Source organism: Polaribacter porphyrae, from assembly GCF_002954685.1.
Classification (GTDB): domain Bacteria; phylum Bacteroidota; class Bacteroidia; order Flavobacteriales; family Flavobacteriaceae; genus Polaribacter; species Polaribacter porphyrae.
On sequence record NZ_MSCN01000001.1, the window covers coordinates 2,684,609 to 2,698,494 of the forward strand.

Genomic DNA, 13,886 nt, shown 5'->3' on the forward strand with positions numbered 1-13,886 from the left:
AGTAATTATTATTTATCCTTTTTTATTCAAAATTTTGGCTACAAAAATCACTTCTGTTAATAAAAAAATAATTGTAGGAATTAGAAGCGAAATTCTTGCTGTTAATGCTAAATTTTCTTGATTAATTATTGATTTATAAAAGATTATGCAAAATAGCACTAATTTAAGAACTAATGTTACTAAATATATAAAACCAAGTTGTTGAAAAATTTTATCAACAGTAGAAAGTAATGTAAAATTTACACAGATTAAGAGTGAAAAACCAAGATGAAATAGGTATACTTTCTTAATAGAAAAAGGAAAATTAATAGTATTATTTACCAGGTAGTTATTGTGAATGTGATAACCTACCAAATATAACAGTAAAAAAATAGCGGAATATAAAATAAGTTGCTTAATCATTAATTTTATTGGCTTGTTTTATTAATGAATACATAGCTAAAAAGATGGCGAATAATGTTACTGTTTCTTTTAAATATGATGTTTGAAACTGAGTATCTAGCCATTTACCCAACAAAGAACCCAGATAAATAGTTAACCCCATTTGCAAACCTGCACCAGAAAGTTGAATGGCTTTATTTAAAGGTTTTTTTTTGCTGTTCTTGCTTTTTGGAGTTTTGTTTACTTTTTGATTCTCCTTTTTTATCATCTACTTGTACAACTTCTTTTTTTACAACTTTCATTTCGCAAGAGGCATTAAAGGTTGCTCCTGGCTCAATTGATAATTTACCTACTATGACCTCTCCAGAAATATCTGCAATTGCTTTTACAATTAATGTTTTTTCTACTTGTAGTTTACCATCAAATCTGCCCTCAATATCTGCTGTAGATGAATAAATATTCCCTTTTACAGTTCCTCCTGAACCAATAATAACTTTACCTTTAGTTTTTAAATCACCTTCTAGAGTGCCATCAATTCTAAAATCACCTTCAGATTTTATTTCACCTACAATGGTTGTATTTTTTGCAATCACATTTCTTTCCATTCTTGTTGATTTTCTTCTAGACTGCTTACTTTATTTAATTTGTTAGTTTACCTAAAATTGCTTTGGCTTTTTTACCTTCTTCTGTACTTCCATAATTTACAGAAACATACTCTAAAGCTTTTACATAAGCTTCTTTATTTTCATTTTTTCCAATAGCATAGGCTTTTAGAAGTTCGAATTTAGGTAATAAATTAGAGTTTACTATTGTTGGTGTAAACTCATTTATAGAAGAAATAACTTCTGCATATTTATTGTCTTTATACAAATAGTACATTTCTTTGTAGGTAGTTTCAACTTCATCAATCTTAACTTCATCTTCTTTTATTTTTTTTGAAGGATTTAAAATTACCTGTGCAAATTTTGTATCTGGATATTGAGTTAAGATTACATTTTTATAGGTATTTGCTTTATCTAAATCTTGTTGGGTTGTATAGATTTGATATAAATGCCAGTTTATAGGTAAGATAAGTTCTTTTTTTGGTTGCAATTTTGCAACTCTTTCTAACCTTTTCTTTGCTAAATTTAGATTTTTAAACTGCTCTTTATAAATCAACCCTAATTCATATAGTGCATCGTTTCTAGATGTTTTTAGGCTATCTATTGCTTCTTTTTCTGTTGGTATTCCACTTAAATAAGTATCCAAATTATACCTTACATTCACTTTAGATACTTTTGCGGAATCTTTTGTATTGTTGCCAATTGTAGCTTTTTCTGACCAACGCCAATTGTCTTCTAATTTTCTAGTTCCCCAAACTTTTTGAAATTCAGTTTTACCAAAATTTAACGATTGTGCATTATAAAAATACCATTTGCCTTTACCTCCTGATAATAAACCTGCATTAGAGTTACCAAATGCTAGTTGATTTAATCGTAATTGAGCAGCATCTTCATCTGCCTTTTTTATTTTGCTAATATAATCTTCAAAAAACTGCTTTTGATCTTCTTTAGATAATGATGCAATTTTTATAATACTATCATTTACAGTAACAGTTTCTTCAAATTTTATTAATGATGCTAAATTTTTATGCTTTCTTTTAACACGTCTTATTCTTAAATCTAAACTGTCTTTAGAAATTTGCATTACGCTATCATAATAAGCACTTGCATTAATGTATTTTGAGTCTTTAAATGATAGGTTTCCTAGTTTTTCGTAAGTAAATGTTTTTTGTTTATCGCCTGCATTTTTTGCTCTTAACGACTTGTTGTAGTTTTCAATAGCTAAATCAATACTATCATTTTTTAGTAACAAAACTGCTTTTTGATAATATAGCTCATCTAAATAAGGTCTGTTATCTCTATTTTTAATCAACTTATCTAATGTTTTTAAAACTATAGTTGATGTTGAATCATTTGGCGAGTTTTTTGCTAACTCTATATTTGCGTGTATTTTATATTTATATGGTGCTTTTTTAAAATCTATCAATTTTTTAAACACCATACTTGCAGAATCTTTTTTATTTTCTGCTGCATACATTTGCCCTAAAATAAAAAGATTTCTCGCTCCTTGTTCCTTATTTTTAAGCGTTCTAGTTGCAAAACTCAAGCTTTCTTTTGCTTTTTGTAAACTATCACTCTTTATATATGCCATTGCTAAAGCTGTGTAACCTTGTTCTTTTATTTTCTCTGGCAAATCTCTCTCTAAAGTATCTTTAACAATAAGCAGAAGTTTCATAGACTCTATAGCCCTTTCTTCATTATCATTTCTGATGTTAGCTTTAGCTCTCCAAACTTTGGTTTCATTAATTAAGTCTGCACCAGGATAACTTGCAATAACATAATTAAAAGCTTCTATTGCAGGTATAAACCTTTGTTGATAATAACGTGATTTTCCTAAAAGTAAATAAGCATTGTCTATTTGTCTATTACGTTCAATACCATTAATGTTCATACCATGCTTTTGTATGGCTTTTACTGCTTTTTCTTCTGCTTTATCAAAAGTAGTGAGCTCTTTCTTGTCATCATTATTATTTCCTCCAAAACCTGCTCCAGGACCAGAGTTGAATTTTGGGACAGCAATTTTATCCTCTTCAAAAACAATAGGTTCTATTGGCAATCTTTGAAACCAATCATCTTTATAATTGGTGTTGATGTTTTCTATACCTTTTCTAAAAGCTTCCTTACCATTAAATAATACATTATATTTAGTAGTTAATGCTTGGTAATTTCTCCTGATAATAGAGTCTTTTTTGGGGCCACATGCATATATGAACCCAAAAATTGTGAGTAATAAAGGTATCTTATAAGTGATTTTCACACTGGTAAATCTAAATTAAATATTTGTTTTACAAAACTAAAAACTCTTATTTAAAACTATTTTCTATAGAAAATAGTATAAACAAGAGTGTAAAAATAGTAATTAAATAAAAACTGTACTTTTAAACCGAAAAATAGCTTTCCAATTCTTTTAAAGTTTCTGCTGAAGTTTCTATGTCTTTAACAACAACTCCTTTATCTAAAACCACAATTCTTTCGCAAACTTCTGTTACGTGTGTTAAATCATGACTAGAAATTAAAACAGTGATTTCTCTATTTTCTGTAAGTTCTTTAATGATTTTCTTTAATCTAATTTGTGTTGTTGGATCTAAATTAGCAAATGGTTCATCTAAAATTACCACTTGTGGATTGCCCATCATTGCTGCTACAATTCCTGCTTTTTTCTGATTTCCTTTACTTAAATCTCTTAAATATTTTTTCTTCCCTATGATTTCATCATTAAAAAATTCATCAAATTGCCCTAAAAATGATTTTACATCTGCTTTATTCATTCCTCTTAAATCACCTATAAACTCGAAATATTCATCTGGAGTTAGATACCCGATTAAAAATGATTCGTCAATAAAAGAACCTGTGAAAGATTTCCAATCTTCACTTGTATTTACTTGTATATCATGATTTACAATTGCTCCTGTAGTGGGTCTTATTAAATCTAATAGGATATTAAAATAGGTGGTCTTACCTGCACCATTATTACCTACCAAACCAAAACTTTGTCCTGTTGGGATTTCTAAAGATTCTATATTTAATACTTCTGCTTTTCCGTATTTTTTTGAAAGTTGCGTAGTTTGTATCATTGTATTTTTAATTTTCTTGATTAAATGCGTGAATCATTACATATTTATTTGCAATGTATTTTTTTGTGATAGTAGCCATAATTTTTTTGTGTAAGGCTATACCAATAAATCCTAAAATTGCTAATGTTAATGTTGCAATTTCAAAACTTACCAACCAGTTTATCAATCCAAAAATTGCCATTGGTAATAACATTAAAGGAAAACCAATTATCCATTGTACTGCTCCTGTACCTTGAAAATTAAAAGCTGCCTTTTCATCTAAATTTATTTTTTTTCTGTTAAACGTTCCTCCATACATAATTACATGAGAGTTTACACCAATATTATAAATCATTGCAGCAAAGTGAACTAACAATACTTTCCAACCAAAATAAACATAAGGAATTCCTAGAACAAAAAGAGCAACAACACTTATTGTCATAATTGTAAATTTTGATTTTAAATAACGTTCGTATTTAAAATTCTGACTCATCAGCATTTTGTAATAACTGCTATCCCAAGCAGGAATAAATTGCCCAAAATTGATTAATAATGTTCCTGTAGAGAAAATTCCCACCAAAACATACATAAATTCCATGTCTGCATAAACTGGGTTTGGGTAAAAAAACAAACCATACAACAACCCTATTGCAAGCATCCAAATACCTGATTTTGTGCGTTTATTTCTCCACATTAAGCGTAAATCATTCTTAATAAAAGGTGCTACATCTCCTAATCTGTCTGCAAATGATAAATCTGCAGAATTTACTTCTTTTGTCTTTTCTGATATGATTGCATCTAAATAAATTTCGTTTCGTAGCTGTGTGTAGTTTGTAAAATATAAACCAATCAGAACCACCAAAAATATAAGCGCCAATATTGGAGTTTGGTAAATGGCATCAAAGCCTTGACCAATAAAGCCTGGCAAATCGAACCAATTGAAATGTTGTACCAAATACCCCAGAATTAAAAGGGTTAATAAGCCCCCAAAAACTGCATTATTTTTATTTACTAAAAAATTGAAAAAATTAGCTGATTGCGTAAGTAAAATCATGGCAGTTAACCAACCTAAAACACCTACAAAGTCATAGCCTTCTTTTATTAAAACTACTGAAAAAGGAATGTAAAAAAACAAACCCATAATATTGAAAAAAGAGAGCGATGATTTTGCTAAAATAAAATGTACAATTTTACTTTTTTGAATTGGTAAAATTAAAAGTGGTTTAATATTCATTACAGGTAATTTCTGCATGATATATCTAAAAATCAAATCACCAACTATAGCGTACATTAAAAATGAATTAACCAATACTAGTGGATCTTGATCTGGAAATTGTTTTTTAATAATATAAAAACCTCCTATTCCAATAAATAGAAAACAAACAGCAAAGTATAAACCAAAAAAGCCGACAAGAATTTTTGCGCCTATACTTTTACTAAATGAAGCTGAACGAAAAAATTGTTTCCATTCTAAATTTAAAAAATGTGAAATCATAAATTACTTGGTTTAGTTGTGTATATGTAGTTAATTATCTATTAATGTTACAAATTTTTTACTAATTTATATTCTGGATAGGTTTCTTGCAATAATTCTGTAGCTTTTTGTGGAATAACGTAATTTGAAACATAAAAAAGAATACACAAAAATGTAACAATCAAACAAATTAATATGAGCCAATGAGTTGCTAAAGAAGTAATATCAAATCTTGTTAAATTATAAAAGTTGAAAATGTTGATAAAAACCAAACCTGTAAAACCGTTTTTAGTTGTATCAATCATAGCCTCTAAAAGAAAAATCTTCTCTTCGCTTTTTTCTTTAGCCTTTCTTGTTTTCGTAATTTATAAGCATTTATACATTCAAAAATTGCAATAATAAATAAAGCACTTAATATAAAAAACTCTGAAAACGGAATTTGAAATAGCAAATAAAAACCTAAAAAAACCAATGTAGTAGTTATTGCTTTTGGCAGAGTAAACCATTCTTTTGTAAACCGCCAGATAATTTTCCAATAACGCTTGTTCATTTGTTTTTGTTTGGCTTCTATAACATCCATAAAACCAAAAATGCCAAACTTTTTAAATGATTTATCTCTTGCTTGTTCAAAAGAAATTTTTGAGTTTTCTGCCCAGATTTCTTCAATATCATTGGCTAAATGATCTACCAATTCTGTTTGTACATCATAATGATATACGTAGTGTTTTTTTGTAAATTTATATAAAGCTTTTATTTGAATTGATGTTAGTTTCATAATGACTTCAAATTAAGTTCTATTACTTTTATCCTTTTACTATAGTTTAGATAAACTAAAAACCCAGCAAAACTCGATAAGGAATTGATACAAGTAACCACAAACCAAATCCATAATTGTATTTCTTTTGAAACAGGAATTATTCCATCTGGTTTAATAAATTGAATGACAACATTAAGCAAAAGAATAGCAAAAAAGATATAAAAACTTCCATATATAAGATACCCTGAACTATTTTTCTGATAAAATTCTTTTAGATATAAAACAACTCCTAAAATTACTGGACAGCTAATCAAGGTAAACGTAACAATTTTAAAAATTTGTAAGTTCGAATTTGTAAAAACTAAATAGTAAGCAAATACAAATGAAGCTATAGCAAATAATGATTTTAAAGTTGTGAGTAACTTTAAAATTTTAGTAAAATATTGTTTTCTCACAATTTTATTAATAACAAATAGTCGCCTTTTATTTAGAGATTCTAAATTTCCATTTAAATTTAATTTGAAGTAAGCATTTTCTACAGCATTATTATACGATTCTCCTTTAGCTATTTTTGCCTCAATTTCAGAAACTAAATGATCTAAAATCTCAACCCTAATATCCCAATAGGTTAAACCACTTTTCTTCAATCGATTTTCTATTTGTTGAATTTGTTCTTTTGTTAGTTCCATAATTAAATGGTTTTGTACTTTGCAATTGTTGCTAAATGTTTTCTGTAAAAGTGATAATAAATAAAAGTAGATGAAACAAAAGCGAAATACATACCAACTGTCATTCCATTTAGTTCTTTTAGGTTACTTGAAAGTAATAAAATAACTAATAAACCTATTAAAGCATCTAAGTTAAGTGTCTTTAAAATAAAACCAAAGGTTGTTTTTGTCTTGTTTGGTTTTTTTAAAAACAAAAACACAAATACTGCCAATAATACAATAATAAAAATTTTAAAAAATAAAAAATAGCTACTTTCAGTAGGATTTTTTATCACAAAATCTAAACTCGTAAAAAGAACGAAAGGCAAAAAATAAGAAAGCATGAGCAATACATAATATTTACCGTAGATTTTTTTTGCTTTTTGAATAATTATTTTTGGAGCCATATAACCAACACCAAATAAAAAACTTGAAGTTTCTACCAACTGTAAGCTCCATTTTTTTTGTTTTACAGATAAAAGGCATCATTAAAATTTGTTTCTTGATTCATTTCAGCCTCAATATCTAAAATAATATGATCTAAAATTTCTAGACGAACATCAACATAATGTAGTCCTTTTTTATCAAGATAATTTTCTACTTGTTGTATTTGCTCTTTTGTAATTTCCATAACATTAATTTAGTAAGTGTTTATGCTTTTCTAAAATTTGTTTCCTTTTATTTTTTATCAACAAAATTCCAGAAATATAGAGTCCAAAAGCTATTAATGCATAAATTAAAAATAATAACTTATTTTCCTTAAAAAAGTCAGCAAGTGAAGTAAATGCATATAATGTTAAATTTGGCAAACTCATCACATTAAACAAATGTTTAAATGAGGTTAATTTTCGTATTCTTTTACTTTTATGATACGTTAATACAAAACTTATTATCATAAGAATTACTAAAATAGATATAATAATAAACCCTAAAGTTTTAGGTTGTAAGTGCAAATGAAAAAAAAAGTTATACAGGCAAAAAATTGTAAAAAATGTATATGGTAAATATTTCAATTTGTAAAAAAATCGTAAAAAAATCTGCCATAATTCTCTCTGATATTTCCAATGAATACTAGTTTCTAAATTTTTCGAACTTCCTTGAAAGTTGAAAATAAAACTTGAGTTATCAGCTAAATATTTAGAAATATTTCCATTTCCTGTATGCTCAAAATCAGTGACTAAATGATCTATTAATTCATTTAAATCTTCTGGATTTGAAAAACGTTTTTTTCTTTTGATATAATCTTCTAAAAAAGCTTGTTGCTTTTCTGTTATTTCATATTTCTTTTCCATATTACTCCAAACTAAATTTAGGATTTACCAAATGTTGCATTGTTTTTAAAAACTCTTGCATTTCTAGTAATTTGTTTGCTGTTTCTTTAGTTCCGTTCTCTGTGAGTTTGTAATACTTACGTAATCTATTCCCAACTTTAGCAACCTCAACATCTAACAAACCATCAGCTTCTAGTTTATGTAATGCAGGGTATAGAGCTCCTTCTGTGATGTTTAATTCTCCTTTAGTTAACTCTTTTACTTTTTGTGTAATTTCATAACCATACATTTTATCATTACTCTCTAATAGTTTTAAAATAATAGTTTGTAAGGAGCCTTTATATAATTTCTGATTTCCCATTTTTATTGATTTGTAACTATAAATTTGTTTAAAAGTGTAATTGTTTGGCTGATTTTATAAAATCATCAAAATACGATTCAAATATACATAATTTTCTTATGCATATAAAAATTATGTATAGATTTTGATTCATAAAAAAATCCTAAAATTTTAGTTTTAGGATTTTTAAAGAGTATTATTCTACAAGTGTTTTACCTTTTGGGAAACTAAAATGGCTTTTTTACCTTCAAAACATCAGCAATAATACGCTCTAAATCTGCTTTTGGTAAGGCTCCATTTGCCATTTGGGGTTCTCCTTCTGTTGGACAAAATAACATAGAAGGTATACTTCTTATCCCAAAAGCTGCAGACAACTCTTGTTCTGCTTCTGTATCTATTTTATAAATGTCAATTTTATCTCCATATTCTTTAGAAAGTTGTTCTAAAATAGGAGCTAACATTTTGCATGGACCACACCAATCTGCATAAAAATCGATTAATGCTGGTCTTTTTCCTTCAAATTTCCAATCTTTATTTTTTGTGTAATTAAAAACTTTTTCTAAAAAAGTTTCTCTTGTTAAGTTTTCTGTCATTCTATTTGTATTAGACTCTTTAGTTATTCTGTAGAAATAGTCGTTTTTATATAGGATAAATTACATATCACTATGAATACTAACTTTGAAAAGTTAAAAATTGTTAAATAACTGATAATATGTTAAATAACTTCTAATTTTGAAGGATTCAAAATTCAAACTACAAGATGAAAACTAAATTTATCATTACAATTCTTATAGCAAGCAGTATTTTAGTCGCTTGCAAGGAAGAAATCAAACAAAATAAAATAGATTTGAAATACCCAGAAACTACAAAAAATCCAGTTGTTGATACTATTTTTGGAACTGCTGTTACAGACAATTACAGATGGTTAGAAGATGACAGAAGCAAAGAAACAGAAGCTTGGGTAAAAGCAGAAAACGAAGTTACTTTCGATTATTTAAGTAAAATTCCATATAGAGAACAACTAAAATCTCGTTTATCAGAATTATGGAATTATGAAAAAGTAGGTCGTCCTTTTATAGAAGGAGATTATACATATTTCTATAAAAACGATGGGTTACAGAATCAATATGTGGTGTACAGAAAAAAAGGCGATGATGATGCAGAAGTTTTTTTAGACCCAAATACATTTTCTGATGATGGCACAACTTCATTAGGGTCATTGAGTTTTTCTAAAGATGGCAAAACTGCGGCCTACGCAATTTCAGAAGGTGGTTCTGATTGGAGAAAAATAATTGTCATGGATGCTGAAGCTAAAACCATTAAAGAAGATACATTGGTTGATGTAAAATTCTCTGGAATTTCTTGGTACAAAAATGAGGGTTTCTACTATTCTTCTTACGATAAGCCAAAAGGAAGTGAGCTATCAGCAAAAACAGACCAACACAAATTGTATTATCATAAATTAGGAACACCACAGAAAAATGATAAAATTATTTTTGGTGGAATTCCATCAGAAAAACACAGATATGTAGGAGGTTATTTAACAGAAGACAATCGATTTTTAGTAATTACAGCTTCAGTTTCTACATCAGGAAATAAACTATTTATCAAAGATTTATCAAAACCAAACAGCAGGTTAGTTACTATTTTAGATGATGTAAAAAGCGATTCTTATGTAGTTGATAATAAAGGAGATAAACTGTTTTTACAAACCAACTTAAATGCACCAAATCAAAAAGTGGTTACTGTAGATGTAAAAAATCCAACTCCAGAAAATTGGAAAGATTTTATTCCAGAAACAGAAAATGTATTGAGTCCATCAACAGGTGCAGGCTATTTCTTTGCAACGTATATGGTTGATGCAGTTTCAAAAGTAAAACAATATGATTTTGATGGGAAATTGGTTAGAGAAGTAAAATTACCAGGAGTTGGTTCTGCAGGAGGATTTGGTGGAAAAACGGATGATGAGGAATTGTATTTCAGTTTTACCAATTATAGTACTCCAGGTTCTTTATACAAATTCAATCCAAAAACTGGCGAGTATAAATCGTATTGGAAACCATCAATCGATTTTAATCAAAATAGTTTTACGAGTAAACAAGTTTTTTATACTTCAAAAGATGGTACAAAAGTGCCAATGATTATCACACATAAAAAAGGAGTAGAATTGAATGGGAAAAACCCAACAATTTTATATGGTTATGGAGGTTTTAATATCAGTTTAACACCCTCTTTTAGTATTTCAAATGCGGTTTGGATGGAACAAGGTGGTGTTTACGCTGTGCCAAATTTGAGAGGTGGAGGAGAATATGGAAAAAAATGGCATGATGCAGGAACACAAATGCAGAAGCAAAATGTTTTTGATGATTTTATTGCAGCAGCAGAATATTTAATCGAAAACAACTATACTTCATCAGAATATTTGGCAATTAGAGGTGGTTCTAATGGAGGTCTTTTAGTAGGAGCTACAATGACACAAAGACCAGAATTGATGAAAGTAGCATTACCAGCAGTTGGGGTTTTAGATATGTTACGTTACCACACATTTACTGCAGGTGCAGGTTGGGCTTACGATTATGGAACAGCAAATGACAGTAAAGAAATGTTTGAGTATTTAAAAGAATATAGTCCTGTACATAATGTAAAAGAAGGAGTAAAATATCCAGCAACTTTAGTAACTACAGGAGATCATGATGATAGAGTTGTGCCTGCGCACAGCTTTAAATTTGCTGCTGAATTGCAAGATAAACAAATTGGAGACAATCCAACTTTAATAAGAATTGAAACCAATGCTGGTCATGGAGCAGGAACACCTGTTGCAAAAACCATTGAGCAATATGCAGATATTTTTGGATTTACCTTATTCAATATGGGTTTTGATGAATTACCAAATCCACCAAAAAGTAAAATAAAAAGTTAATTGTTGTAACATTATCTCAATATTGTCACTAATTAATAATTCAAGTAAATAATCAAATAAGAACAATGAAAACAATTAAAAAAGTATTTTTTACAACAGCAGTAGCATCACTTGCACTTGTGGCTTGTAAGGAAGAAAAATCAGAAGAAAAGGTTGCAGGAATCGTTTTAGAAAATATGGACAAAACTGTAAAACCACAGGATGATTTTTTTAGACACGTAAATGGAAGTTGGGTAGATAAAACCGAAATCCCTGATGATCAAACTTCTTGGGGTGGTTTTAATCAATTGCGTAAAAAAACAGATGCTGATGTTTTAGAAATTTTAAATCAAGCTATTGAAGAAAGAGATTTCCCAAAAGTAAAAGATGCTCAAGGAAATGAAATTGATTCTGATCAAGAAAAAGCAGTAAACTATTATCAAACGATTATGGACACTGTTGCTAGAAATAAGCAAGGAAAAGCTCCTGTAATGCCATATTTATCTAAAGTTGATGAAATTATAACTAAAAAAGATGTAGAAAACTACATTACAAAAATGGCTCCTTATGGAGGAGGAGGTTTTTATGGTTTTGGTGTTTACAACGATTTAAAAAACAGTAGCCAATATGCAGGATATTTAGGTGCTGGAGGTTTAGGAATGTCTAGAGACTATTATGTGGATGCTAAAGTGGCTGATAAACTAGCAAAATATGAAGAATTTGTAGCAAAAATGTTTCAAGAATTTGGAGATGATGTAGCAACTGCAAAAAAAAATGCAGCTACTATTGTTGCTTTTGAGAAAAGTTTAGCAGCACCAATGATGACTAAAGAAGAAAGAAGAGATACTCGCAAAATGTACAATCCAATGTCTGTGGAAGAGCTTACAAAATTAGCGCCTGCTATTGATTGGAAAGCACATTTAGAAGGTATTGGAGTTGCAGATTTAGATAGAGTTATTGTAACAGATCCTGGATATTTTAAGGCGATGAGCAAAGTTTTTGAAAAGCGTTCTGTGGATGACATCAAATTATTATTACGTTGGAACACAATCAACAGTTCTTTAAGTTTACTTTCTACGGATTTAGAAACTGCAAACTGGGAATTTTATGCTAAAGAAATGCGTGGTGCAAAAAAGCAACGTGCTAGAGATGAGCGTGCTTTAGGAAACTTAAATGGTGCAATTGGAGAAGCTTTAGGAAAATTATATGTAGAGAAAATGTTTCCACCAGAAGCAAAGAAAAAAGCTGAAGAAATGATTGACAATGTAATGCTTGGCTTCGAAAAAAGAATTGCACAATTGCCTTGGATGACAGAAGTTACTAAGAAAAAAGCTTTAGAAAAACTACATAAATTAACAGTCAAAATTGCGTATCCAGATGTTTGGAAAGACTATTCTGAATTGCAAGTAAAAGGTTTAAAAGATGGTGGTTCTTATTTTGAAAATGCTATAAATGTATCAAAATGGAACTATAATAAAAATATGGATAAACTAGGTAAAGAAGTAGATAGAACAGAATGGGGTATGTCTCCACAAACTGTAAATGCTTACTTTAATCCTGTAAATAATGAAATCGTTTTTCCAGCAGCTATTTTACAACCTCCTTTTTACAACTATAAAGCAGATGAAGCTGTGAATTATGGTGGAATTGGAGCAGTAATTGGTCACGAAATTTCACATAGTTTTGATGATTCTGGAGCACGTTTTGATGGAGATGGAAACTTAAAAAACTGGTGGACAGAAGAGGACTCAAAAGAATTTAAAACTGTTGGAGATAAATTGGTAAAACAATATTCTGATATTATTGCTATTGATAGTATGCATTTGAATGGAGCTTATACTTTAGGAGAAAATATTGGAGATTTAGGTGGTGTGCAAGCTGCTTACGAAGGTTTGCAAATCTTTTTAGATAAAAATGGAAGACCAGATAAAATTGATGGTTATACTCCAGAACAACGTTTTTTCCTTTCATGGGGAACCATTTGGAGAACCAAAATGCGCGATGAAGCTTTAAAAAACTTAATTATGACAAATACTCATTCTCCAGGAATGTACAGAGCATATATGCCTCTTAAAAACGTAGATGCTTTCTACACTGCTTTTAATGTAAAAGAAGGTGATAAAATGTATTTAAAACCAGAAGAAAGAGTTCGTATTTGGTAATATACTAACCAAAGAAATAAAAAAAGCATCAAAGTTTTACTTTGATGCTTTTTTTGTGGTCCCATATGTTCTAAAACTATTAGATTACTATAGAGTATATTATGTAGTATTACAGAAGTTTCAGTTAATTTTTTTTCAAGAATATTATTATTTAGCAATATAGACCATAAAGGTTTGAGCATCAATTTAAAATAGTTATCAAGAAATTATTCTTTTTGTTAAAGATTGCTGCTTTTTGTT

The 13,886-nt window shown here is 28.9% G+C and carries 16 protein-coding genes; 2 read left to right on the forward strand and 14 right to left on the reverse strand.

Annotated elements, in window-relative coordinates; translation table 11 throughout:
* Positions 1 to 12: 12 nt before the first annotated feature.
* The 14 genes from BTO18_RS18045 to trxA form a co-directional block, all read right to left on the reverse strand.
* Positions 13 to 402, reverse strand: coding sequence for a DUF6168 family protein (locus BTO18_RS18045; RefSeq protein WP_105016443.1), 390 nt, complete (start codon positions 400 to 402; stop codon positions 13 to 15).
* Positions 395 to 649 (reverse strand): AtpZ/AtpI family protein, encoded by a 255-nt coding sequence (locus tag BTO18_RS11950; protein WP_105016444.1) that lies wholly within the window; start codon positions 647 to 649, stop codon positions 395 to 397. The genes BTO18_RS18045 and BTO18_RS11950 overlap by 8 nt, the downstream gene beginning before the upstream one ends.
* Entirely contained in the window at positions 576 to 986 is a 411-nt protein-coding gene (locus BTO18_RS11955; protein WP_105016445.1) for a bactofilin family protein, read from the reverse strand. Before BTO18_RS11955 ends, BTO18_RS11950 begins: the two co-directional genes overlap by 74 nt.
* A 34-nt stretch (positions 987 to 1,020) precedes the next feature.
* Positions 1,021 to 3,240 (reverse strand): type IX secretion system periplasmic lipoprotein PorW/SprE, encoded by a 2,220-nt coding sequence (porW, locus tag BTO18_RS11960; RefSeq protein WP_105016446.1) that lies wholly within the window; start codon positions 3,238 to 3,240, stop codon positions 1,021 to 1,023.
* A 121-nt stretch (positions 3,241 to 3,361) separates the two neighbouring features.
* Positions 3,362 to 4,057, reverse strand: a complete 696-nt coding sequence (locus BTO18_RS11965) for an ABC transporter ATP-binding protein (RefSeq protein WP_105016447.1) — start codon at positions 4,055 to 4,057, stop codon at positions 3,362 to 3,364.
* Between the two features lie 7 nt (positions 4,058 to 4,064).
* Positions 4,065 to 5,531, reverse strand: coding sequence for a DUF5687 family protein (locus BTO18_RS11970; RefSeq protein ID WP_105016448.1), 1,467 nt, complete (start codon positions 5,529 to 5,531; stop codon positions 4,065 to 4,067).
* A 47-nt stretch (positions 5,532 to 5,578) separates the two neighbouring features.
* A complete protein-coding gene (locus BTO18_RS18050; RefSeq protein WP_226789030.1) occupies positions 5,579 to 5,815 on the reverse strand; it encodes a hypothetical protein in 237 nt (78 codons plus the stop codon).
* Positions 5,816 to 5,820: 5 nt separating this feature from the next.
* On the reverse strand, positions 5,821 to 6,285 hold the full coding sequence (locus BTO18_RS11975; RefSeq protein ID WP_226789031.1) for a hypothetical protein: 465 nt from the start codon (positions 6,283 to 6,285) through the stop codon (positions 5,821 to 5,823).
* Positions 6,282 to 6,956: a hypothetical protein gene (locus tag BTO18_RS11980; RefSeq protein WP_105016449.1), complete on the reverse strand. Its 675-nt coding sequence runs from the start codon at positions 6,954 to 6,956 to the stop codon at positions 6,282 to 6,284. Before BTO18_RS11980 ends, BTO18_RS11975 begins: the two co-directional genes overlap by 4 nt.
* A 2-nt stretch (positions 6,957 to 6,958) precedes the next feature.
* Positions 6,959 to 7,420 carry a hypothetical protein gene (locus BTO18_RS11985; protein WP_105016450.1) on the reverse strand — a complete coding sequence of 154 codons (462 nt, stop codon included), beginning with the start codon at positions 7,418 to 7,420 and terminating at the stop codon, positions 6,959 to 6,961.
* Between the two features lie 23 nt (positions 7,421 to 7,443).
* Complete coding sequence (locus tag BTO18_RS17675; RefSeq protein WP_170063268.1) at positions 7,444 to 7,605, reverse strand: hypothetical protein; 162 nt, start codon at positions 7,603 to 7,605, stop codon at positions 7,444 to 7,446.
* Between the two features lie 4 nt (positions 7,606 to 7,609).
* Positions 7,610 to 8,266 carry a hypothetical protein gene (locus BTO18_RS11990; protein WP_105016451.1) on the reverse strand — a complete coding sequence of 219 codons (657 nt, stop codon included), beginning with the start codon at positions 8,264 to 8,266 and terminating at the stop codon, positions 7,610 to 7,612.
* A gap of 1 nt (position 8,267) precedes the next feature.
* Positions 8,268 to 8,606 (reverse strand): PadR family transcriptional regulator, encoded by a 339-nt coding sequence (locus BTO18_RS11995; protein WP_105016452.1) that lies wholly within the window; start codon positions 8,604 to 8,606, stop codon positions 8,268 to 8,270.
* 206 nt (positions 8,607 to 8,812) lie between these two features.
* Positions 8,813 to 9,235: a thioredoxin gene (trxA, locus tag BTO18_RS12000; RefSeq protein WP_317197601.1), complete on the reverse strand. Its 423-nt coding sequence runs from the start codon at positions 9,233 to 9,235 to the stop codon at positions 8,813 to 8,815.
* Positions 9,236 to 9,345: 110 nt separating this feature from the next.
* On the opposite strand from trxA, the gene BTO18_RS12005 reads away from it, so the two are divergent.
* Together BTO18_RS12005 and BTO18_RS12010 are read left to right on the forward strand one after the other, a co-directional pair.
* Entirely contained in the window at positions 9,346 to 11,505 is a 2,160-nt protein-coding gene (locus BTO18_RS12005) for a prolyl oligopeptidase family serine peptidase (RefSeq protein ID WP_105016454.1), read from the forward strand.
* 65 nt (positions 11,506 to 11,570) lie between these two features.
* The gene (locus BTO18_RS12010; RefSeq protein WP_105016455.1) at positions 11,571 to 13,646 is read left to right on the forward strand and encodes a M13 family metallopeptidase; all 2,076 of its coding nucleotides are present in this window, start codon (positions 11,571 to 11,573) and stop codon (positions 13,644 to 13,646) included.
* Positions 13,647 to 13,886: the final 240 nt, after the last annotated feature.

Coding starts and splice junctions, on each gene's coding strand:
- BTO18_RS18045 (WP_105016443.1), bottom strand. CDS start 402: ATGATTAAGCAACTTATTTTATATTCCGCTATTTTTTTACTGTTATAT.
- BTO18_RS11950 (WP_105016444.1), bottom strand. CDS start 649: ATGATAAAAAAGGAGAATCAAAAAGTAAACAAAACTCCAAAAAGCAAG.
- BTO18_RS11955 (WP_105016445.1), bottom strand. CDS start 986: ATGGAAAGAAATGTGATTGCAAAAAATACAACCATTGTAGGTGAAATA.
- BTO18_RS11965 (WP_105016447.1), bottom strand. CDS start 4,057: ATGATACAAACTACGCAACTTTCAAAAAAATACGGAAAAGCAGAAGTA.
- BTO18_RS11970 (WP_105016448.1), bottom strand. CDS start 5,531: ATGATTTCACATTTTTTAAATTTAGAATGGAAACAATTTTTTCGTTCA.
- BTO18_RS18050 (WP_226789030.1), bottom strand. CDS start 5,815: ATGATTGATACAACTAAAAACGGTTTTACAGGTTTGGTTTTTATCAAC.
- BTO18_RS11975 (WP_226789031.1), bottom strand. CDS start 6,285: ATGAAACTAACATCAATTCAAATAAAAGCTTTATATAAATTTACAAAA.
- BTO18_RS11980 (WP_105016449.1), bottom strand. CDS start 6,956: ATGGAACTAACAAAAGAACAAATTCAACAAATAGAAAATCGATTGAAG.
- BTO18_RS17675 (WP_170063268.1), bottom strand. CDS start 7,605: ATGGAAATTACAAAAGAGCAAATACAACAAGTAGAAAATTATCTTGAT.
- BTO18_RS11990 (WP_105016451.1), bottom strand. CDS start 8,266: ATGGAAAAGAAATATGAAATAACAGAAAAGCAACAAGCTTTTTTAGAA.
- BTO18_RS11995 (WP_105016452.1), bottom strand. CDS start 8,606: ATGGGAAATCAGAAATTATATAAAGGCTCCTTACAAACTATTATTTTA.
- BTO18_RS12005 (WP_105016454.1), top strand. CDS start 9,346: ATGAAAACTAAATTTATCATTACAATTCTTATAGCAAGCAGTATTTTA.
- BTO18_RS12010 (WP_105016455.1), top strand. CDS start 11,571: ATGAAAACAATTAAAAAAGTATTTTTTACAACAGCAGTAGCATCACTT.